18 protein-coding genes and 2 pseudogenes are annotated in these 21,547 nt (G+C 61.9%); 8 read left to right on the forward strand and 12 right to left on the reverse strand.

The window, feature by feature from the left end:
• The first annotated feature begins 289 nt into the window (after window positions 1–289).
• Window positions 290–1,429, forward strand: coding sequence for a sensor histidine kinase (locus tag SM130_RS06095; RefSeq protein WP_102823242.1), 1,140 nt, complete (start codon window positions 290–292; stop codon window positions 1,427–1,429).
• A gap of 27 nt (window positions 1,430–1,456) precedes the next feature.
• Here the strand turns inward: SM130_RS06095 and SM130_RS06100 are convergent, their stop codons facing one another.
• Both SM130_RS06100 and SM130_RS06105 read right to left on the reverse strand, forming a co-directional pair.
• Complete coding sequence (locus tag SM130_RS06100) at window positions 1,457–2,188, reverse strand: TrmH family RNA methyltransferase (protein WP_102823243.1); 732 nt, start codon at window positions 2,186–2,188, stop codon at window positions 1,457–1,459.
• An 11-nt stretch (window positions 2,189–2,199) separates the two neighbouring features.
• Window positions 2,200–3,837 carry an NAD(P)/FAD-dependent oxidoreductase gene (locus tag SM130_RS06105; RefSeq protein ID WP_102823244.1) on the reverse strand — a complete coding sequence of 546 codons (1,638 nt, stop codon included), beginning with the start codon at window positions 3,835–3,837 and terminating at the stop codon, window positions 2,200–2,202.
• A 275-nt stretch (window positions 3,838–4,112) separates the two neighbouring features.
• Here SM130_RS06105 and rlmE point away from each other — a divergent pair, with 275 nt between their 5' ends.
• The gene (gene rlmE / locus SM130_RS06110) at window positions 4,113–4,736 is read left to right on the forward strand and encodes a 23S rRNA (uridine(2552)-2'-O)-methyltransferase RlmE (protein WP_102823245.1); all 624 of its coding nucleotides are present in this window, start codon (window positions 4,113–4,115) and stop codon (window positions 4,734–4,736) included.
• Between the two features lie 276 nt (window positions 4,737–5,012).
• Here the strand turns inward: rlmE and SM130_RS06115 are convergent, their stop codons facing one another.
• Genes SM130_RS06115 through SM130_RS06130 form a run of 4 tightly spaced genes read right to left on the reverse strand, consistent with a single transcriptional unit; the run spans window position 5,013 to window position 8,878 of the window.
• Window positions 5,013–5,372: a hypothetical protein gene (locus SM130_RS06115; protein WP_102823246.1), complete on the reverse strand. Its 360-nt coding sequence runs from the start codon at window positions 5,370–5,372 to the stop codon at window positions 5,013–5,015.
• Complete coding sequence (locus tag SM130_RS06120; protein ID WP_258006857.1) at window positions 5,369–6,511, reverse strand: FAD-dependent monooxygenase; 1,143 nt, start codon at window positions 6,509–6,511, stop codon at window positions 5,369–5,371. The genes SM130_RS06115 and SM130_RS06120 overlap by 4 nt, the downstream gene beginning before the upstream one ends.
• The gene (locus tag SM130_RS06125) at window positions 6,486–8,063 is read right to left on the reverse strand and encodes a GMC family oxidoreductase (protein ID WP_102823248.1); all 1,578 of its coding nucleotides are present in this window, start codon (window positions 8,061–8,063) and stop codon (window positions 6,486–6,488) included. Before SM130_RS06125 ends, SM130_RS06120 begins: the two co-directional genes overlap by 26 nt.
• A 41-nt stretch (window positions 8,064–8,104) precedes the next feature.
• Window positions 8,105–8,878, reverse strand: a complete 774-nt coding sequence (locus tag SM130_RS06130; protein ID WP_102823249.1) for an alpha/beta fold hydrolase — start codon at window positions 8,876–8,878, stop codon at window positions 8,105–8,107.
• An 89-nt stretch (window positions 8,879–8,967) separates the two neighbouring features.
• Here SM130_RS06130 and SM130_RS06135 point away from each other — a divergent pair.
• Window positions 8,968–10,405: pseudogene (locus tag SM130_RS06135) on the forward strand (HD domain-containing phosphohydrolase).
• 68 nt (window positions 10,406–10,473) lie between these two features.
• Here SM130_RS06135 and SM130_RS06140 read toward each other — a convergent pair.
• Window positions 10,474–11,376, reverse strand: a complete 903-nt coding sequence (locus tag SM130_RS06140) for a LysR substrate-binding domain-containing protein (protein WP_102823250.1) — start codon at window positions 11,374–11,376, stop codon at window positions 10,474–10,476.
• A gap of 239 nt (window positions 11,377–11,615) precedes the next feature.
• Between SM130_RS06140 and SM130_RS06145 the strand changes: the two are divergent.
• The 3 genes and pseudogenes from SM130_RS06145 to SM130_RS06155 form a co-directional block, all read left to right on the forward strand.
• Window positions 11,616–11,804 (forward strand): annotated as a pseudogene (locus SM130_RS06145) (response regulator transcription factor); the annotation flags it as partial.
• A gap of 417 nt (window positions 11,805–12,221) precedes the next feature.
• Window positions 12,222–12,554: a nuclear transport factor 2 family protein gene (locus tag SM130_RS06150; RefSeq protein ID WP_102823252.1), complete on the forward strand. Its 333-nt coding sequence runs from the start codon at window positions 12,222–12,224 to the stop codon at window positions 12,552–12,554.
• Window positions 12,548–13,324 (forward strand): SDR family oxidoreductase, encoded by a 777-nt coding sequence (locus SM130_RS06155; protein WP_102823253.1) that lies wholly within the window; start codon window positions 12,548–12,550, stop codon window positions 13,322–13,324. Before SM130_RS06150 ends, SM130_RS06155 begins: the two co-directional genes overlap by 7 nt.
• Window positions 13,325–13,518: 194 nt before the next feature.
• Here SM130_RS06155 and SM130_RS22315 read toward each other — a convergent pair whose 3' ends face one another.
• Window positions 13,519–13,902, reverse strand: coding sequence for an aldo/keto reductase (locus SM130_RS22315; RefSeq protein WP_102823254.1), 384 nt, complete (start codon window positions 13,900–13,902; stop codon window positions 13,519–13,521).
• Between the two features lie 253 nt (window positions 13,903–14,155).
• Between SM130_RS22315 and SM130_RS06160 the strand changes: the two genes are divergently transcribed.
• On the forward strand, window positions 14,156–14,995 hold the full coding sequence (locus tag SM130_RS06160) for a bifunctional allantoicase/(S)-ureidoglycine aminohydrolase (protein ID WP_102823255.1): 840 nt from the start codon (window positions 14,156–14,158) through the stop codon (window positions 14,993–14,995).
• Between the two features lie 89 nt (window positions 14,996–15,084).
• On the opposite strand, the gene SM130_RS06165 is transcribed toward SM130_RS06160, so the two are convergent.
• From SM130_RS06165 to SM130_RS06180, 4 genes are all read right to left on the reverse strand, one after another.
• On the reverse strand, window positions 15,085–15,900 hold the full coding sequence (locus SM130_RS06165) for an alpha/beta fold hydrolase (RefSeq protein ID WP_102823256.1): 816 nt from the start codon (window positions 15,898–15,900) through the stop codon (window positions 15,085–15,087).
• A gap of 216 nt (window positions 15,901–16,116) precedes the next feature.
• The gene (gene yghX, locus SM130_RS06170; protein ID WP_102823257.1) at window positions 16,117–17,004 is read right to left on the reverse strand and encodes a YghX family hydrolase; all 888 of its coding nucleotides are present in this window, start codon (window positions 17,002–17,004) and stop codon (window positions 16,117–16,119) included.
• Window positions 17,005–17,121: 117 nt separating this feature from the next.
• Entirely contained in the window at window positions 17,122–18,105 is a 984-nt protein-coding gene (locus SM130_RS06175; protein WP_102823258.1) for a ribonuclease Z, read from the reverse strand.
• 166 nt (window positions 18,106–18,271) lie between these two features.
• Window positions 18,272–19,840 (reverse strand): type IV pilus assembly protein FimV, encoded by a 1,569-nt coding sequence (locus SM130_RS06180; RefSeq protein WP_102823259.1) that lies wholly within the window; start codon window positions 19,838–19,840, stop codon window positions 18,272–18,274.
• A 332-nt stretch (window positions 19,841–20,172) separates the two neighbouring features.
• Between SM130_RS06180 and SM130_RS06185 the strand changes: the two genes are divergently transcribed.
• Window positions 20,173–21,486: a CitMHS family transporter gene (locus SM130_RS06185; protein ID WP_102823260.1), complete on the forward strand. Its 1,314-nt coding sequence runs from the start codon at window positions 20,173–20,175 to the stop codon at window positions 21,484–21,486.
• Window positions 21,487–21,547 lie beyond the last annotated feature (61 nt).

Raw genomic sequence — 21,547 nt, forward strand, 5'->3', positions numbered from 1 at the left:
GGGATTTGGTACGGCATCGACGTCGCGCGCGCATTGCGGCCGACTGTCGTCGATGTTTGCGGAGACGTGCGGTAGTAACGGAGGAGGCTTTTACTGATTGATGCCTTTATAACCTCTCTTTCTGATCCGTTTTTTTGCGCAAATAGCGAGCCTCACTTTGCTGGAAATATAAGTTGGTAACGCACGATTATTTTCCTACCGCGCGTACGGGTTACCTGTAGTCTCACGTTCCGCTCCTTACTGAAATACGTCGCCGCTTAACCATCCATTTCAGTAACGAGGAGCGAACGTGCGCTTAGCTGATTTTATTCTTGAAAATATCGAACCTATCCTTCAGCAATGGGAAGACTTCGCCAAGACGATGACACCAGCCGCCGATGGCATGGATTCAGCGGCGTTGCGGGATCACGCAGAACAAATGCTGATTGCGATCGCTGCAGATTTGCGAACGGCCCAGACAGCCAAGGCGCAGATCACTAAATCCCATGGCAAAGCGCGGCGCTCCGGCGATATCACCCCGGCGGAAACGCATGCGGAAATACGGCACTCGTCAGGATTCACGATCGAGCAGCTGATCGCGGAGTACCGCGCATTGCGCACCAGTGTGCTGGTGTTGTGGATGTCGTCCGATGCGGTGTCGAAAGAGCATGAGGTTTCGGACATCGTCCGCTTCAACGAAGCAATCGATCAGGCGCTTGCCGAGTCGGTGGTCAGCTATGCGGACGCTGTAGATGCCGCGCGAAATGTGTTTCTTGGCATATTGGGCCACGATCTGCGAAGTCCCCTCGGCGCCATATTGCTAAGTGCTGACGTACTGCTACATGCAGGGGATCTGCCCCCCAAACCGACCATCAACGTGTCGCGTATCTATACGAGCGTAAAGCGCTCCATCAAGATCGTCGGCGACCTCCTGGACTTCACCCGCACGCACTCCGGCGGAGGCATTCCGGTGCGCAAGGACAGCGAAGACCTGGCGCAGGCGTGTGAAGGTATGGTCGAAGAGGCAAGGGCGTACAACCCCGACCGACAGATTATCCTGCAGTCCGAGCCGAGCCTTCCTGGACAGTTCGATAAATCCAGAATGGAGCAGGTGATCGCCAACCTGATCGGCAACGCCATCGAGCATGGCGAGGCGGGTACACTCGTCACGGTCAGTTTGAAAAGCGATGAGGGAATTGCCACGTTGACGGTTCACAACGTCGGTCGCCCCATCGACGAATCGGCGAAAAGCAGTCTTTTCAACCCGATGGTGCGCCACCTGCAAAGCGGTAATGCCGAGTATGGCGCCGGAGCAGGCCTCGGGCTTGGCCTATACATCGCGTCCGCCATCGTAGATGCGCATCATGGCAGTATCGACGTCGACTCGACCGCGGCTAGCGGCACCACCTTCACGGTCCGCATTCCCCTGGATGGCTCCCCGGCCGTATGACCGACGGCCCCACCATCTGCGTAGCCGTTACCGGCTCAGCTCGTACGCGCACATATTGACCGTCGCGGCCAGGTTCAGTGATTCGATGGCGGCACAGCCGGGAATTGTGAACGGCTGAGCGCCGAGTGCGCTCAACTCCTCGCGTGGCACCCCGCGGGCTTCGTTGCCGAACAGATAACAATCGAAGGTTCCGAAAGCCGTTGACCGTACAGGCTCGCCATTCATATCCAGGCAGGCGATACGCTCGAAACGCGCACGCAAGGATTCCAGCTCCACCTCCAGCTCCAGCGGCGCATGGAATATCGCGCCCATGCTCGAACGCACGACCTTGGGGTTGTACGGGTCGACGCTGCCGGGACTGAGCAGGCAGCGGAAATTGCCGAACCAGGCCAGGGTACGCAGGATGGTGCCGAGATTGCCCGGGTCCTGGATTTCATGCAGGTAGATGGCACGTTCGCCGGCAATCGGCGCAGAAGCCGGCGCGCCCGCCAGCGGCATTGGCACCAGCGCAACGATGCCCTGCGGGGTCTTGGTATCGGCGATCTGCGCCATCTGGCGGTCGCTGATCAGGTGGGTCTTGAACGGGCTTTGCCAGTGCTCGTAGGTGCTGGTCACATACAGCTCGCTGCGTTGCAGCTGCGGGTTGTGCAGGGCGGCTTTCTGGAGTTCCAGCACCAGATGCTCGCCCTCCACCAGAAAATGTCCGAACTCGGCGCGGTACTTTTTCTGGTGAAGCTTTTTGATGTCGTCGAATTTCATCAGGGCGGCGCTCAGTTGCTCTGCACTTCAGTCTGTTCCACGTCAGCCAGCATCGACTTGGCCAATGCTTCGGCGACCTTGATGCCGTCCACGCCCGCCGAAAGGATGCCACCGGCGTAACCCGCGCCTTCACCGGCCGGATACAGGCCGCGCAGGTTAAGGCTCTGCAATGTCTCGTTGTCCCGGGTGATGCGTACGGGCGACGAGGTACGAGTTTCGATGCCGGTGAGCACGGCATCCGCGCGATCAAAGCCGCGAATCTGCTTGCCGAACGCCGGCAGTGCCTCGCGGATGGCCTCGATTGCATACTCGGGCAACGAGGGCGCCAGATCGCCCAGGCGCACGCCGGGTTTGTAGGAGGGCTCGACTTCGCCGAGCTCGGTCGATGGCACGCCGCGAATGAAGTCGCCCACCAACTGTGCGGGGGCGCAGTAATCGCTGCCACCCAGTTCATAGGCGCGCGATTCCAGACGCTCCTGCAGTGCCAAGCCGGCCAGCGCATCGCCTGGGAAATCCTGCTCCGGGTTGATGCCAACGACGATGCCCGCGTTGGCGTTGCGTTCGTTGCGCGAGTACTGGCTCATCCCGTTGGTCACGACGCGCCCCCGCTCGGATGTGGCCGCCACCACGGTGCCGCCCGGACACATGCAGAAGCTGTAGACCGCGCGGCCATTCTTGGCGTGGTACACCAGTTTGTAGTCCGCGGCGCCCAGCTCGGGATGGCCGGCGTACTTGCCCAGCCGGGCCTGATCGATCATCCCTTGCGGGTGCTCGATACGAAAGCCGATGGCAAACGGCTTGGCCTCGATGAACACGCCCTGGCGGTGCAGCATGCGCACCGTATCGCGTGAACTGTGCCCCAGCGCCAGCACCACATGGCGGCTGTGAATCGTCTCGCCACTGGCCAGCACCACGCCTTCAAGCTGGCCATCGTTGATCAGCAGATCGGTGACTTTGCTCTCGAAGCGCACTTCGCCGCCGAGCGCGATGATCTCCTCGCGCATGGTCGAGACCACACCGGTGAGACGGAAGGTGCCGATGTGCGGCTTGCTCACATACATGATCTCGGCCGGTGCACCGGCACGAACGAACTCGTGCACCACCTTGCGCGCGTAGAACTTGGGGTCCTTGATCTGGCTGTAGAGCTTGCCGTCGGAGAACAACCCCGCGCCACCCTCGCCGAACTGCACGTTGGATTCCGGCGTCAGGACCTTCTTGCGCCACAGCGCCCAGGTGTCCTTGGTGCGGCTGCGCACATCCTTGCCGCGCTCCAGCACGATGGGCTTGAAACCCATCTGTGCGAGCAGCAGCGCTGCGAACAGTCCACAGGGGCCGAAGCCCACCACCAGCGGGCGCTCGCTCAGATTGGCTGGCGCCTGGCCTACCGGGTAGTAGTTGGTGTCCGGCGCTGGACGCACGTTGTGGTCATCGGCAAAGCGCGCCAGGACGGCCGCCTCGTCGTGGACCTCCAGGTCGATGATGTAGATGAACAGGATGACGCTGTTCTTCTTGCGCGCATCGTAGCTGCGCTTGAACACGGTGAAATTCAGCAGATCGGCGTCGCTGATGTTCAGGCGTTTGACGATGGCCTGGCGCAACTCATCGGCGGAGTGATCGAGGGGCAGGGATAGTTCGTTGATGCGAATCATGCTGATAGTCCTGGCCGGTGACTCCGGCAGAGGAAGAAAAAAAGGGGGGAGAGGCGCGGATTGTACCGGCGTGGCTCGTCCCTGTCAGGCCAGGCCTGGCGGCACTCAAGAAGGCGCGGCGTTGCCGGAGGCCATGCCTGCAACCCCGTCGATTTAACCTGCGTTGCATTATCGGCCTATAATTGCCGCCATTTCGCGCCCAACAGCTTCTGCTCTGCACCATGCGCTGGCCGGCCCGCTTCTCCCATTTTGATTTTCCGTGGTTGCCTCCCTCCATGAAACGATCCAAAAGCAGCCGCCGCTGGCTGGATGAACACGTCAACGATCCCTACGTAAAACAGGCCCAGAAGGATGGCCTGCGCTCGCGTTCCAGCTACAAGCTGATCGAGCTGAACGAGAAGGACAAGCTGATACGCCCCGGCATGCTGCTGATGGACCTCGGCTCAGCCCCTGGTGGCTGGTCACAAGTGGCCGGCAGGCTCGTGGGCGAAAAGGGACGGGTCGTGGCCACCGACATCCTGCCGATGGACCCGCTGGACAACGTCGACTTCATCCAGGGCGACTTCACCGAGGATGCCGTATTCCAGCAGCTTCTCGACACGCTCGACGGCCGGCAGCCTGATCTGATCGTCTCTGACATCGCGCCCAACCTCAGCGGCGTCGCTGTCGCCGACCAGGCCTCCTCGATGTACCTGGTCGAACTCACCCTCGACATGGTCCGCAAAGTGCTCAAGCCCAATGGCAATTATGTGGTCAAGGTCTTCCAGGGCGAAGGCTCCGACGATTTCCTGAGGGACGTGCGCACCTCATTCGAGAAAGTGGTAGTCCGCAAGCCCGCGGCGTCACGACCGCGCTCGAACGAGGTTTATCTGGTGGCGAAGGGGTTCAAGGGCCAGTGAGTTGGCGTGGCGCGGATGTCGCAGCAATCCAGGCTTTTGGCTGTTGCCACTAAGCTGAATCCAGCCGTATTTGATCAAGCGCTCGTTTGGCGTGCGTGTTGTGAAAGGGTGCGTGCAGCGCGAGTACTCAAACATCAGCCAGAGTTGGCTGGGTGGTTTATTTCCACTTGACCAATAGCGCTCTGCCTTGGCTGTTTTCGGCTGATAGCCGAAGTTCGACCGGCAGCTACCGGCTAGGAGCGGAACCTAGTGAACATCGTCAGAGCACTGCCCCCATCAAAACTTTGCGCGAACGTCCACTAGGCCGTCAGTAACTACAGCGGTGACAGCTGTAAATGTAGTGAAATACATCGGCAGACTGGTCAGTTGCCTTCCGTCCGGATAAGTCACCACAAATGCTATCGACGACTCGCCCGCTACTTTGAATGTTCGCATTGCGCCCGGAGCGATGGCAGGAAGCTTTTTGCGATTGGCGCTCCATTGAGCTTCAACCTGCACGGTGACGCCCGATTGGTTTCGAATGACGACCGTGGGCGTCGCCCAATAGTTAACGCCTAGCAGCAGTGCGGCACATAGCGCCGACAAGGTGAGGAGGGTAACTGCGATACGTCGAGGTAGCGTACAGCTGCGGGTCATGTCGGTTCCGTTAAGGGTAGATAGCTTCGCTTGTACAACGCGTTGCCGGCGAATTTTAGCAACGGAACACGTGCCCAGCCGGGCAGCCCACGCATCCTGTCCCGCGCAGCGCATTGCTTCTGGACCCAATCGACGCGTGGTTTGCGTCGGCGCGTGTACTCGGCGAGCGCATCGCTGACCTTTGGGGCTCTGCCAAGCGTTTCGGCCAGTACCAGTGCATCTTCCATCGCCATCGCCGCACCTTCTGCCATGCTTGGGGAGGAGGCGTGTGCCGCATCGCCAATCAGTACCACGTTTCCCTTTACCCATTCCTCCATGAGCACTTGCTCGATCCGACCAACGTGAACCTGAGCGTCGGCCGGCCCATGAGTGATGAGTGGTGATAAGGAGGCTGAGAAGTTGGCCAGTAAGGTGCTGGGTGGAAGGTCGGTCAGGTTTCGCTGCGCGTCCGACTCGTTTACCGCCATGTCCGCATAGACGTAGACCTGATCGTTGCCGATCGGAATGGCCAGCAGACTCATCCCGTCTCCGAGCATGACTGTCCAACCTTCGACTCCGACGGTGTCTTTGGTAGTGAAGCGCCAGCACACATTGCCGGTGTACGAGGGTCTGACGTCTGGGAACGAGCTTTGGCGCACCTGCGAGTGGATGCCGTCCGCGCCGATGACCAGGTCATACTCACGTGCCGTGCCGTCGGAGAAGGTCGCCCGGCTTATGGCGCCAAGCGGCTCGATGCCGGTGAGCGAAATGCCGAAGCGAAGCTCGGTTTCACGCAGCGAGTCGCGCAGTGCGGCATGCAGGGCTGCCCGGGGCAGCGCCAGGCACGGCCCGCAACGCGACCAGACATCCGCGGTCCGCGTGACACTCAGGGGTTTGCCTCGGTTATCAAGGATGCGTTGGGTAGTTATCGGCATGGCGACCTTTGCAATCGAGTTCAGCAGCCCCAGGGCCTGCAAGGCTCTTGCGGCATTGCCTGGCAGGTAGAGCCCGGTCCCGCCTTGTGGCGCACCGGCCCTGCGTTCGATCAGATCGGGGCTGAACCCCTGTAGCTCCAATGCTCTGGCCATTGCAAGGCCGGCAATACCGCCGCCAACGATCAGTATTCTCATCGCGTTATTCACTCGACGAGGACGTGTCATCGATTACGCCTTGCGCCGCGAGGATAAGGTCTGCCGCTCGTTCGCCGATGACGACGCAGGGCGCCATGGTGTTGCCGGTGGTGATGCGAGGCATGATCGAGGCATCGGCGATCCGGAGTCTGTCGATGCCATGGACGCGCAGTTGATGGTCGACCACCGACATCGCATCCCGGCCCATTTTGGCTGTGCAGGACTGGTGCCAGTAGGTTACGGCCGAATTGCGAATGAATTGCTGCATCGCGCGATGTTCTTTCGGCCCGGGCACGACTTCTCGCTTGATCAAGCCATTGAAGGCTTCGCTATTGCCGAGCGTCCTGCACAGGTCGATCGATGCGAACGCCGCAGCCATATCCTCGGGAGCGCTCAGCGAGTTCGGCTCGATGAGCGGACCATCCAGTGGACCGGCACCTGACAGGCTTACATGCCCGCGACTGACGGGCCTTGCCAGGCCTGCGAACATCGTCCAGCCATTTTGCGGCGCTGGAATACCGACTTCAGCGGGTGAGGGCACCGCGAACTCGAGTTGACACTGCAGCAAGTCCGGGGCGTCCAGGCGACTGTCGCTTTTCCAGTACAGCTTGGTTTCACACCCGCCGGCGCCGACTGGTTGAGATTGCAGGTACTCCCAGGTGCAGCCAAAGGCGATATGGTCCTGGAGGTTCTGGCCCACTCCGGGAAGGTGATGGATCGGGGCAATGCCGTGAGTGCGCAGCTCATCTTCCGGGCCGACGCCCGATTGCATGAGCACCTTCGGCGTGTTTATCGCACCCATGGATAGGATGACTTCGGTTCGGGCATGGATGCGCTGCCGTTCGCCGCCGACCACCACTTCAACGCCGATTGCCCGCGTGCCGCTCAGCAGGACACGGGCCACCAAAGCGCCGGTCAGGACCGTTAGATTCGGGTAGTGCAGTCGCGGCCGGATATACGAGTCGTACATGGATTCGCGCTTGCCGTCCTTGATGCGCAGATCGGTGATCGCGACACCACCCGGGCCCTCCATCATCTCGCCGTTGGCGCTGTCGTACCGGGGGATGCCCAAACGGCTGGCCGCTTCCAGCGTTGCCCAGGCGAGGGGCTGAGGCGAGGCCGGCTGCTCGACGTGTACGGGGCCGCCTGAACCGCGTCGCACGGCATCCGGGGTGCCTTGCCAACTCTCGATCCTGCGGTAGTAATTCAGCGCCGAATCGTAGCCCCAGGCGGGGTCGCCGGACTCTGCCGCGAAATGATCCCAGTCCGACCGATGCCCGCGCGCCCAGACCATCACGTTGATGCTGGAGCCGCCGCCGAGGCCCTTGCCCATGTTGAGCGAAAGGCGACGGCCGTTGAGTAGGGGGGTGGGTTGCCCCTCGAATGCCCAGTCGCGCTCCGAGCCGAGGTTCAACGGCCATTGCGCCGGCTCGACAACCTCGGGACCGGTATATCCGTGGCCGGCTTCAATTAACAATACGCGTGCGTTGGGGTGGTCGGCGAGCCGACCCGCTACCACGCAGCCCGTCGTGCCCGCACCACACACGATGTAGTCATAGTTTCGATCACGCAGATGATCCATACGCCTACCCCGGTTCAAAAGATTGTCAGTGGTGTTAGTGATCACTGCTCGCCCACGCTGCGTACCGCCTCGAGAATCACCTCGGCTACCGCATCTGGCTGCGACTGCTGGGGAACATGGCTGGTGGGCAGCTCGGCCTGGGTCGCGCCGATACGCTTGGCGGCCGAGCGCTGGACGTCCGGGTGGATCATCCGGTCCTCGGTGGCGAGCAAATACCAGGACGGTTTGGTCTTCCAGGCAGCGACGGTCGTCTTGTCCTCGAAGGCGGATGCCTGGATAGGGCCTTGGGTCGCGGCCATCACAGCGGTCTGCGCCGCCGGTAGATCCTGGGCGAAGTCCTTGGCCATGCCTTCGGGCGTCAGATACAGGAAGCCGTTGGCGTCTGCCTTGATCTGGCTGATGCCAGGAGGCGTGGGCGCGCCCTTGCCTTGTTCGCCACTGGTTTGCCCGGCCTCCGGTGCGAATGCGGCGACATACACCAGCGCGCTGACCTTCTCGTCATTGCCGGCTTCGGTAATCACCGTGCCGCCCCAGGAATGGCCGACCAGAACCACCTTGCCGGGCTGATTGTTCAACGCGCGGCGTGTCGCTGCGACATCATCGGCCAGTGATGTCAGTGGGTTCTGCACAACCGTCACGGCAACACCTTCGGCCTGGAGCCGCGGCACCACCTTGGCCCAGTCGGAGCCGTCGGCGAATGCGCCGTGTACGATTACCACCGAAGGCGTTGTACCTTGCGCCTGGCTGCCGGTCGCGGCGAACGTGGTTGCAAGGGCAAAGGCAGCTGTGGCGACTTTCGATTTGAGTGTTTTCATTGGATGAGCTCCTATGTGGGAGCTCAAATTCTGCTGACTGGCCTGCGCTGCGGGCATCGGTCATTTATCCGACCCCGGAGCATTTTTTCATGGATAGCGCGCTGCAGCTGGACATCTCTCTGAGCGGAGCACTGACGGCTATTGCCCAGGTAGGTGACCTCAGTATGGGACAGCCGCTCGGGCATTCCCGGCGCGTTGCAAGCCTGGCACGTATGCTGGCGCAAGCCGCGCATGGCGATGGCGAGCACCTGCAGGTTGCGGAGCAGGTCGCCTTGTTGCGCTGGTCCGGCTGCACTGCCAACGCCGAAGGGTTCGCGGATTTGCTCGGTGATGACGTCGAGGGCCGCCGTGCGATGCTCGACCAGACCCTAGGCAAGGAAGAAATGAACGCGGTGCATCAGGCAACTCCGCTTGCCGTCGTGCACTGCGAGGTGTCTGGTGAAATCGCCAAAACCCTCGAACTCGGTGCCGCTGTCGAAGCGGGCTTGTGCCGCGTATTCGAAACCTACGACGGGACTGGTCGGCCATTGGGCGTGACCCATGAGCATATTCCTGAAGCGGCCTATCAGGTGGTGCTTGCCGGTGATCTGGACATTCTCAGCCGAGCACATGGCCTGGACGCTGCGCTGCGCTGGATTCGTGAACAGTCGGATCGACGTTATCCCGCCTCGCTGGCGTCCTTGCTGGTGGAAAACGCCGGGGAGTGGCTGGCGAATCTCGAAACCCTTTCGAAGCCCCCGGCCCATGCAGAGACGGAGCGTTCCGTATCACTGACGTTGGGGAGATGTGATCGACCTGAAGCTTCCCTGGCTAGCGGGCCATTCGCGTCAAGTGGCGCATGTTGCCGTAGAGGCGGCACGCTTGTCGGGCTTGAGTGAGCCAACGCTGACCGCGATCGGAAAAGCAGCGCTCGTTTACGGCCTCGGCCGGGCGGCTGTTTCCAATCACCTATGGAACACCGCTGGGGCGTTGCCTTACGGGGCCGCGGAGCGGGTACACCTCGTGCCGTACTGGACGCAACAGGCACTGCGGCCCATCAGCGAACTGGCCGTGCCCGGAGAGATCGCAGCCCATGCTTACGAACGGCTCAACGGCAGCGGCTATTTTCGAGGCGTGATGGGTGATGCGCTGTGCGCTGAGCATCGGCTGTTCGCTTCGTCCGTCGCCTGGGTCGCGCTAAGAGGGGCAAGGCCGTGGCGGTCGGCCTACGGCGAATCGGAGGCGGAAAGGCTGCTTAAACAGGACGTCGGCAAGGGACTGTTCGACAGCGACGTCTGCGATGCGGTGATCGCAGCGGCACGGGGCGAGCGCCGAGTTCATCAGCCGAAGGGTTCGATACTCACCGTGCGGGAGTGCCGCATCCTGCTTGAGATCAGCCGTGGCGCCAGCAACAAGCAGGTGGCGCGGCTACTGGACATCAGCCCGAGCACGGTCCGCACGCACGTGGAAAGCATCTTTCGCAAGCTGGAATGCTCGACCCGAGCCGCTGCCACCTTGAAGGCGCTGACGCTGGGGCTGATCGCCTGATAGCGGGCGCGGAAGATGGATCGCTCGACGGCCTGCTGGAGCGGATGATCGGGTGAGGTGAGTCCGTCTTAGCTGTTTTGACCGGCGCGAACCAGGGCTACGAATGCCTGGAACGCGGCAGAGGGGTTGCGGCGGTTCGGGTAGTACAGGCAGAGGTTGTCCCGGGGAGGCGTCCAGTCCTCAAGGACCCGCTCGAACTGCCCGGCTTCGATTTCAGCCTGAACGTCCTGCTCCATGAAAAAGCCGAGCCCCAGGCCTTGCTCCACGACCGCTTTGGAGACGCTGGCCTCGTCGAGCGTCAGCGGCCCGGCTACGTCGAGCTTGATGACTTCCTCGTCTCGTTCGAAATGCCAAGGAAAAATGGCGCCGTTCGGCAGCCGGATGCGAATGCAGGCATGGTTGTGGAGGTCGGGCGGGGTGCGTGGCCGTCCATGTCGGGCGAAGTATGCTGGCGTACCCACCACCGCGTACCGCCGGGGTTGACCGAGCGAAATCACGATCATATCGCTCGGTACAATACTCGCGGAACGTACGCCGAAATCGAAGCCGTCAGCGACGATGTCCACCAGACGACCTTCGGTGACGAGGTCGATATGCACCTTCGGATGCTGCCGCAGGAACTCCACCACCAGCGGCAAGAGCGCTGCCCGTGCGGCAGTGGCGAACGCGTTGATTCGCAGCGTGCCCGAGGCGCTTGCATTATGCGAACGCACGGCATCGAGCGCTGCCCGTACATCCTGCAAGGCCGGCCCCACCTGGTCCAGAAAGATCCGGCCCGCCTCGGTGACAGCCACGCTGCGTGTGGTTCGATTGAAAAGCCGCGTCTCGAGGCTCGCTTCCACTTTGGCGATGGTGTTGCTAAGCGCGGTGGTCGATACGTTGAGGTCAATGGCTGCCTGGCGAAACGAAGCCCGGCGCGCCACCGCGATAACAGCGTCCAACTCACCGAGGCCAATGCGTAGGTCTGGCATGGATTGTCCTGTATTTCGGGATGGGGCATTTGGGTCTGTCCCAGTTGAGCAAATTGTCGCTTCGGCAGCAAGATCGCTCGCCAAGCCCGTCCAGGACTAAACCAATGCACCTTCAGCTTCTCGACCCTGATGAGACACGCGACCAGCTCGGCGGTAGTGGCAGCCGGGTTGTAGCTGACGCGTCCAGTGCCACAGCCGCCGGCGGCAAGCGCCGGTTGCATCAGCCGAGGGCAGCAGTGCTCAGCGCACGCGAATGCCGTGTTCTTCTGGAAATCAGCCGGGGCGCCAGCAATAAGCAGGTGGCGCGGCTGTTGGAGATCAGCCCGAGCACCGTGCGCACTCACGTAGAAAGCATCTTTCGGAAACTGGATTGTTCTACCCGAGCGGCCGCAACCCTGAAGGGATCGACGCTAGGTTTGATCTCCTGATCTTGGCGCCCCGGCACACGTGCGATGCCCGTGACTCCGGCTGGCCAAGAGCAACCGCTACTAGCATCTTGACCGCGCCCGTGGATCAGGCGAGCCAACCTCTGTGGGCCTCCATCGTAGTCACGGATGTGCCTGGGCTATCTGCCTACCGGTTGCTAAACATCCAACTTCGCTTGGCGGACATGTCGCGCCTTAAAGCCTGGCGCCACACCGTTAAGCCCGTCTTTCTCAGCTCACCCAAGCCCCCAGCAGCTCAGGTCGTGCGCAGACGGACGAAGGCTTGATAGGCCATTAGGTTTAGCCGAATGCTCTTAATTATCCTGATTTAAGGGATTAGCCATGCATCTTTGTCCCTATTGAGTTGGCTGTTACCGCGGCCGCAAGATCGCTTTGAAATCCATCCAGGAGAAATTTCGAATGAGCCTACAGCTTCCGGACGTCGTCGAGACGTACTTTGACATCAGCAACGGTGGTGACCTATCGCAGCTTGCCAGCTGCTTCTGCACGGACGCCACGGTGTTCGATGAGAACAAAACTCATGACGGCCTCGCGGCCATCGAAGCCTGGCAGCATGAGGTTCGGCAGGCCTTCGCCTTCGAAGTTGAACCGCTTCAGGCGCTACAGGGGGAGGGCAAGCTGACTGTCAACACGCGGCTTACCGGTAATTTCACTGGTAGCCCGGTCCAGCTGAACCAAGTGTTTAGGCTGGAGAACGGCCGAATCCTCTCGCTGGAGATCATCCCGTGCTGAACCTTGAATTGAGCGGTAAGCGGGTCTTGGTGACCGGAGGCACGAAGGGCGTCGGGCGTGCGGTTGTCGACTTGTTCCTGGCTCAGGGCGCGAAGGTGATGACCTCGGCCCGGGAGGCCGACTTCGAAATGCCGGGAGGCCTCTTGGTCGCGGCAGATCTCTCGACCCCGAAAGGCTGTGAGGCGTTGGCATCCGCAGTCAAAGCGCGACTGGGAGGCGTCGACATCATCGTGCATGTGCTGGGTGGCTCTTCGGCCCCCGGTGGCGGCTTCGCTGCGCTGGATGACGGGCAGTGGCAACGCGAGCTCGACCTGAACCTGTTTCCGGCCGTGCGCCTGGATCGGGCCTTGCTGCCGGATATGCTGGCGCAGGGGCAGGGCGTCATCATCCACGTGACTTCGATCCAGAGTCGGCTGCCTCTGCCGGAAGCCACGACCGCTTATGCCGCGGCCAAGGCTGCGCTCTCGACTTACAGCAAGAGCCTATCGAAAGAGGTATCGCCGAAAGGGGTGCGGGTCGTCCGGGTATCGCCCGGCTGGGTTGAAACCGAAGCCTCAGTCGCATTGGCCGAGCGGCTCGCGCAGGAAGCGGGAACTGACTATGAGGGTGGCAAGCAGATCATCATGGGCGCACTGGGGGGTATACCACTTGGGCGCCCATCGACACCGACGGAAGTTGCTGACCTGATTGCTTTCCTTGCTTCGCCTCGGGCCGCTTCCATCACCGGGACCGAGTTCGTTATTGATGGTGGAACAGTGCCGACAGCCTAGCCTTGGCTAGCTTGAGAGAATGTGCCGGAAACAGAGGTCAGCAAGGTGTGCCGTCATGACATCCGGATGTCTGCCTCTGGCCGAAAATGGACATTAGCGACCGGCAACTATGGCCGGTCGCCTCTGATAATGGCCAACGGAAACCGGAAGCTGGCCAAGCCTCGTGCGAGAACTTTGCTAGCGTGACGATCCCATTAATGGTGCTCGAAGATCTTATGCATCTTCTGAAGCACAGCAGCATCAACTCGCGGAACAAGCTCGAGCGCTCCGAGGTTTTCCTGCAACTGCGCCACGCTTGAGGCGCCTACCAAAACTGACGTTACAGCTTGGTTCTGAAGCACCCAGGCTAATGCCAGCTGGGCCCGGGTTGCTCCGAGGTCATTGGCTATTGCCTTAAGCTGCTTGGCCGCCGCAATTCGCTCATCTCTCTTGTTCTCGAAAACGAACTCTTCGAGCCAAGAAAAACCCTCGGTCGTCAGTCGAGTGCCTGCAGGAATGCCTTCGTCGTAGCGCCCAGCCAGAACTCCGGACGCCAGCGGAGGTTGGCTTCGGCACCACGCTTTCGCTACGCCAGCAATTCGCTGCCCAACTGGGCACTACGCCGTCTGACTACCGCCGCACCTTTCATGCCGTGGAAAGCCGTCAGCTATAACGGCTTTTGGTTAGCGTTGCGGTGTGGCAGCGAACCGGTGCGATAGTGCTTGCGGCGCAGCCAGTTCGAAAAATTGTATACAATTTTTGACTGATCATGTTCTGGTTGTATACAGTTACTACTCCATCCACATGGCTTGCGGCTAAGTATCAGCAAGCCCTCGATGCACCTGGAGAACCATGGCAAGCACAACGTACTACGTTCCTACGGGCGGGCATCCCGAGCAGACTCAGCTGCTAACCGACCGTGCAATGTTCACAGAGGCCTACGCGGTCATTCCGAAGGGGGTGCTTCGCGACATCGTCACCAGCCATTTGCCCTTCTGGGACAACATGCGCATGTGGGTACTTTCCCGTCCGCTTTCGGGCTTCGCCGAAACATTTTCCCAGTACATCGTTGAGCTGGGTTCCGGCGGCGGCAGCGACCGGCCCGAGCAGGACCCGAATGCCGAAGCCGTATTGTTCGTCGTCGATGGGGAATTCTCCCTGACGATCGAGGGTACCCCTTATGACATGCGTCCCGGCAGCTACGCGTTCATACCGCCGGCGGCCAAATGGAGCGTGCGCAACACGGGGGCGACACCCGTGCGCTTCCACTGGATTCGCAAGGGCTATCAGGCGGTCGAGGGTTTGCCCTACCCGGAGGCTTTCGTCACCAACGAGAACGATATAGAGCCGATCCTCATGCCCGGTACCGACGGCAAATGGGGCACCACGCGCTTTGTCGATATGAGCGACATGCGCCACGACATGCACGTCAACATCGTTACCTTCGAGCCAGGGGCGGTGATTCCCTTTGCCGAAACCCACGTGATGGAACACGGCCTGTACGTACTGGAAGGCAAGGCGGTGTACCGCTTGAATCAGGATTGGGTCGAGGTCGAGGCGGGTGACTACATGTGGCTGCGAGCCTTCTGCCCGCAGGCCTGCTATTCCGGCGGCCCGGGCAAGTTCCGCTACCTGCTGTACAAGGACGTGAACCGCCATATGGATCTGGGCAGGTTCAACCAACGGTCCTGATCTGCAGAAGTGCCTTCGCTAGCGGTGAAGGCACTGCTTTCAAACTGCTGGAGCCCCGGCGGTCGCCAAAGTACCCGAACGCGCAGGACTCAACCAACCGACTGCAGAAAGCGTTCGACCCGCTCCAGCACCTGTTCCGGTTTCTCGCGATGCGGCACATGGCCTACACCGGGAAGCAGCGCCTGTTCGACTTGGCCGCTGGCATGCTCGGCGATCAGCTGAGGGTGTCGTTCGGAGCCGAACTCATCGTCACCGCCATGGATGGCAAGCGCTGGGCAGCCGACTTCGGGCAGGGCGTGGGCCAGCGTCCATGAGGCGAAGTCTGGCGCTAGCCAGGTATTGATCCAGGCGCTCAGTACCCAATCACTTCGATCGCCGTGGTAGCGGTGCAGGCGTTCGCGCTGCGCCGGGTCGGTGAACCAGGCTTTGGCTTGGCGGATGCCCGCGAGGGTGCGCGCTTCGACGAAGGTAACGGCCGACATGGTGATCATCGCCTGGCAGGCTTCGGGATATCGAGCGGCGCAATGCACGGCCATGCTGCCGCCGACGCTGTGTCCGAGTATCACGAAGCGCTCGATTCCCAGGTGTTCCAGCACACGAGCGAAGCCTTGCGCGGCTTCGTCCTCGACGAAGGTCGGCCTGGGTGGAGCGGTCAGCCGGTCGGAACGACCGAAACCCAGTCGGTCATAGGCGACCACTGTTCGGCCGGTCGCATTGGCGAGGGCGGCGGGAAATTCCTTCCATTGCTCGACGCAACCGAGCGACTCATGCAGAAGCAGGATCGGTGCGCGGTCTGGTCTAAGCGCATCGGCCTCAGGAAACCAGCTACGGACAAAGATGCGCCCATGGGAGCCCTCTAACCAGAGATCGGCCTGGCGGTCATCGAGCGTTGCGCTGAAGGTCATCGAGGGGAGTTCCTGAACGTTGCGGACAGCCATAGCAGTACCGTTCTTTTACGTAAACGTCAACATGCAGCGGCGGATGTATCGCCATGCCGCGGCGCGCTAGGGACGGGCCAGTTGTTGCGCGGTGCTGATGCGCTGGCGAACACGCCGGCGTTCTCAAGGCAGATCGGTAGGGGGGTGACCGTGGCGCTCAGTGCCGGCCACGGTAGAGACGCGTCAGCTCAAATAGCGCTGAAACCAGGCGATGGTGCGCTGCCACGCCAGCTCCGCCGCCTGCTCGTCGTAACGCGGGGTGCTGTCGTTGTGGAATCCGTGATGGGTGCCTGGGTAGATGTGCGCTTCGTAATGCTTGCCGGCCGCCTTGAGCGCGGCTTCATAGGCGGGCCAGGTTTCATTCACGCGCTCGTCGTGCTCGGCGAACTGAAAAAGCAGCGGCGCCTGGATCTTTTCGACGTCCGCCGGATTGGCCTGGCGGCCATAGAACGGCACTGCTGCTGCCAGTTCCGGATAGGCCACGGCAGCAGCGTTGGCCACGCCACCGCCATAGCAGAAGCCGGTGATGCCGATTTTCTTGGTGGTGGCTTCATGCGCCATTAGCCATTCGATGGCGGCGAAGAAATCGTTCATCAGCTTCTGCGGGTCGACCGCGGCTTGCAGTTCACGGCCCTTGTCATCATTTCCGGGATAGCCGCCAACCGAACTCAACCCGTCCGGCGCCAGGGCGATGAAACCAGCCTTGGCCACGCGCCGCGCAACGTCTTCGATGTAGGGATTGAGCCCGCGATTCTCGTGGGCGACGACAATCCCTGGCACTTTGCCCTCGACCTTCGCTGGTCGTACCAGATAGGCGCGTACCTGGTCGTGGCCGTTGGGTGAGGGGTAGGTGATGTACTCGGCGGTGATTTGCGGATCGGTAAAGGGAACCTGCTGGGCAAGCGCGTAGTTGGGCGTCAGCGCGTCGAGCACGGCAACGGCGCTCATGCTGCACAGGGTGAAGGCTGCCGCGCGGTCGAGAAATTCCCGGCGGCTGAGTTTGCCGTGAACGTAGAAGTCGTAAAGTTCGAGCAGTTCGGGGGCGAAGTGTTGTGCGGTGAGACGTTCCATCGGCGGCTCCGTCGGGTATCGAAAGCGGTGCAGGGCCACTGCGCTGGCCGCAGGTGCAGCAGCCAGTGTAGTCAGCCGGGTCGGAGCTGCAGCGGTTGCTGACGATCTTTACTGCAGTCAGCGTGGCGGGCGAGGGCTGGGCGGCTCGATGGCTGTCAGTTGTCCGTCCTTGCCGAGGCGCAAGTGCATGAAGTCTTCGGCTAGCAATAGCTGGCCGGCGTAAAGCGAGCTGGCTTCGGCGCGCAGGTCTTCGATCGAGTGCCCACGCCCGGCATGCTTCTGATAGCGGGCGCTGAAATGGGTCAACACCAAGTTCGGCAGCCCCACCGCTTGCGCAAAGCGCGCCACCGATGCCGCGGTGCTATGGCCGTAATCACCGCGCGCGTCGTTGGCAACCGCTTCGGTGTAGGTCGCTTCGTGGACCAGCAACTGGGCGCCGCGACAGGCGTCGCCGAGCAGTTCGGGACGGTCGTTGTCGCCGCCGATGACGATTCGCTGCGGGGCGCGGGTGAAGCTCAGGTAGTCGTCGCTGCGCAGTACACGGCCCTCGTGCTCGACGTCGAAACCCCTGGCCAGTTGGCCCCAGAGCGGGCCGCGGGGCACGCCGTCGCGATCAAGCCGGTCGGTATCCAGGCGCGGGTCAGGGCGGGCTTCGGTAAAGCTGTAGCCGTAACAGGGCACGCGGTGGGAAAGCGCGGCGGCCTCGATGCGCATGTTCGGGCTGCGCCATTCGTCCAGCGACTCGACGGCATGGAAGTCGAGTTCGTAGCCCAGCCAGCTCTGGCTCATCTCCAGCGTCGCACGCACCCAGGTCTCGATGCCGTGCGGAGCAATGATCGTCAGCGCAGCCTTGCGCCCCATCATCCCGGCACTGGCGAGCAAGCCGGGCAGGCCGTAGCAGTGGTCGCCATGTACATGGGTGATGCAGATGGCGCGCAGGTCGTGCAGCGACAGCGGGGTGCGTAGCAGCCGGTGCTGGGTGCCTTCGCCGCAATCGATCAGGTACCAGGCCTTGCCGGTGTCTTCCAGCAACGCCAGCGCGGTGACATTACGGGCTCGGGTGGGCGTGCCGGACGAAGTGCCGAGAAAGAGCAGATCCACGGGGCATGTTCTCCAGGTTGGGCTGACTAGTATGCCGCACGGTCTGGTAGCAGCCTGCTGTTAGCCTTGCCTGGTACGCCGCGAATCGACTGGCGGCGATAGAACCACCGCTATCGGCAAGCGGCGCGCCCGCACATCAAGCGGAAAACCCGCCGCACGTGTTCGCTCAGGCGATACGTGCGAGTTGCTCGCGGACGTACTGACCGTCGCCGCTGTTGCTCTGATCCAGAACTGCGACCAACAGACTCGTTGCACGATCGACTTCGCCTCGATCGATGCAGCCGAGCGCCTCGTTGAGACGCTCGCGTAGTTCCGCATTCTTGTCATCGGCGGCTGCGATTGAGGTCAGCGCGTCCAGGTCATCCGGCAGGCTGACCAGCATCTCGTCAAGCAACAGGGCTGGCTGCGGCTGCGATGGTTGCGAGGCGGGCGCGCGACCGAGGTATTCGTCCATCGTCATTTCGGTGACATCTACCCCCTGCCGGTGGAAAGGGTTGATGTCAGGGAAGGACGCTTCAGCACGCTTGGCATGAGCCGCACGGGGCTCGGGCGTGGTCAGCGCGACGGCAATGGGTCGGCGGCGAAGAATCAGCAAGCCCACCAGCAGGGCCAGTAAGCCCAGCGCGGCAAATAGCCACCCATTGCCACTGCTTTCTTGCTGCACCGCAGGGACCGGCACGGCAGCTGGCGCTGTTTGCGGCTGCGCAGGGCGCGCGGCTGGTGCCTGCTCGGCTATGGGCTCCGCTATTGGCTCGGCAGACGGCTCCGGGGCCTGGCTTTGACGCTGGGCAACGCTGCGCTGCGCTTCGGCGAGCAGACGGTTCTGCTCATCCATCTGGGCCTGCAGGCTGAGAACCTGGGCTTCCAGCTGGCTGAGCACTTCGATCAGGCCTCGATCCGCTGTGGACGGCTGTTCGCTGAGCGCAGGCTGCGCGGACCGCGTTGCCGCCGTCGGCACTGTTGTCGATACGGCTTCGCCAGCTTGCGCCTGGGCCGCAGGCTGCTCGGCGGTACTCTGGCCAGGCATGGCGCTGTCCGGCAGCAATAGCTCGGTACCGACCCGCAGGCGGTTGCGGTCACCATTGATGAACGCGGCTGGGTTGAGCGCAAACAGGTCGGCCATGAATGCTTCACGGGAGGTCGACAGCGGATTTCCCATGCGCCCGGCGATGCCCCACAGGCTGTCGCCGGGCATGATCCGGTAGCGTTTGCCTTGCTCGGCCACCGGCAACGGCTCGGCTGGTCTAGGCTTGGCTGATACGGCCTGAACCGGCCGGAGCTGTGCGACCGGTGGTGCTTCTGGTTGAGCTTGGGCTTGCGCCGCTAGCGTGGGTTGGTACAGCGGCGGATCGAGCAGCAGCGTGTATTCGCGCAACAGCTGGCCACCCGGCAGTGTCAGCTCGACGATGAAATTCAGATAAGGCTCATTGACGGGCGCGCTGGAGCTGACACTGATGCGCTGTCTGCCCTGTTCCAGTATCGGAACGAAACGCAGGCTCGAAAGGAAGTCGGGACGCTCAACGCCAGCGCGGGCGAATACGTCGCTCGGGGCCAGACGCACTTTGATCTCGTCGCTGCCCAGCCCGCGCGCTTCAAGCAAGCCGATGTCGGCCTTCAGCGGTTCGGCGAGGGCCGAGTGCAGGCTGATCTCTCCCAAACCCAGCGCGCTGGCGAAGGACGTGTAACAGGCAGCGGTCAGGACCAAAGGCCATACAGCGAGACGAATGGGCGACATAGGGACGTTCCGTTGCCATCAGTGATCAGGGGGCTGGCCCTGCGCAAGAGCCTGGCCGGGCGGGGTGGCGTATGGCATTCGGCCGGCCCGCAGCGGACGCTGGAGATATCATGGCTGCTGTAGTGGCATTTTGCTAGCGAGTTCACATCTTTCGGATCGATGGGCACTTCCAGCAGGGGCAATGGGCAGGCACCTACTGCACGCGTGGCTCGACATATCCGCTCACGTATTCGGCTGTCACGGCAAAGCCGGTAAAGGTTTCTGAAAGCTTGGTTTCGTAGCCTTCCGACTCAGCTGTTCTCAGCCGGATAAAAATAAAGAGGAGATAAGGTGTGTTGACCCTGATTGGTCTGTTGACCATTGGCAGTCTTGTACTGCTGTTGCTCGTCGGGCGCATGGCGCCCATTCTGCCGCTGATTCTGGTACCTCTCGCGGGGGCATTGCTGGCTGGCTTCGGGCTGGAAGCTATCACCGGATTCTTCACCGATGGCCTTGGCCGGGTGATTGCCATTGCCACCATGTTCGTCTTCGCCATCACATTCTTCGGCGTGCTGCAGGACACCGGCCTGTTCCGCCCGATCATCGGGACCATGGTCAGGCTGACCCGCGGCAATGTCGTCGCCGTCACGGTGGCCACTGCGGTGATCGGCATGCTGGCGCACCTCGACGGTGCAGGCGCGACCACCTTTCTGCTGACGATTCCGGCGTTGCTGCCGCTCTATCGACAGCTGCGCATGAGCCCCTATCTGATGCTGCTGCTGCTGGCATTGGGCGCGGGTATCTTCAACATGGTGCCCTGGGCTGGGCCGTTGGGCCGGGCGGCGGCGGTCACCGGCATCGATGTCACCGAACTGTGGCGTCCGCTGATCGCCATTCAGGGCGTTGGAGTGGTGTTGCTGGTGGCGCTGGCGGCCTTGCTTGGCTGGCGCGAGCAGCGCCGTATCGCATCGGGCGTCGGTGATGCCGATGCCGGCGTGCTGGTGGAGAGCCAGCACCATCTTCACGAGCCCAGCGAAGAAGAGCGCGCACTGGAGCGCCCCGGCCGGCTCTGGATCAATGGCGGCCTGTTTTTGCTGGTGTTGGTGTCGCTATTCGCCGGCGTGCTGCCGGCCGGCTACATCTTCATGATCGGACTGTCGCTGGTCCTGCTGATCAACTACCCGGGTGGCAAGATCCAGATGCAACGCATTGCGGCGCACGCACCGGCGGCGTTGAGCATGGGCATGATCATTCTCGCGGCTGGTTCGATGCTTGGAATCTTCACCGGCACGGGGATGCTGACCTCTATCGCGCAGGATCTGGTCAAGGTGCTGCCCGCTTCGATGGTGCCCAATCTGCACATCGTTCTTGGCGTCTTCGGTCTGCCGATGGAGCTGATGTTGAGTACCGATGCGTATTACTTCGGCCTGTTGCCGGTGACACTCGAAGTGGTGGCTGACCACGGTGTCGAACCGGCCAGCGTGGTCTACGCGATGACCATCGGCAACATCATCGGGACGTTCATCAGCCCCTTCTCACCGGCCCTCTGGCTCGCCCTCGGGCTTGCCGGTCTCGATCTGGGCCGACACATCCGCTACTCGCTGTGGTGGATGTGGGGCTTTTCCCTTGTGTTGTTCGTCGTCGCCTGGGCGCTCGGCTTGTTCTGAGACATGCGCGACGGCACCAGGCTGCGTGCGTTCGAAAGCGATTCATTCGAAGGCGCGTAGC

Origin of the sequence: Stutzerimonas stutzeri (assembly GCF_038561965.1) — a bacterium.
Classification (GTDB): domain Bacteria; phylum Pseudomonadota; class Gammaproteobacteria; order Pseudomonadales; family Pseudomonadaceae; genus Stutzerimonas; species Stutzerimonas stutzeri_AA.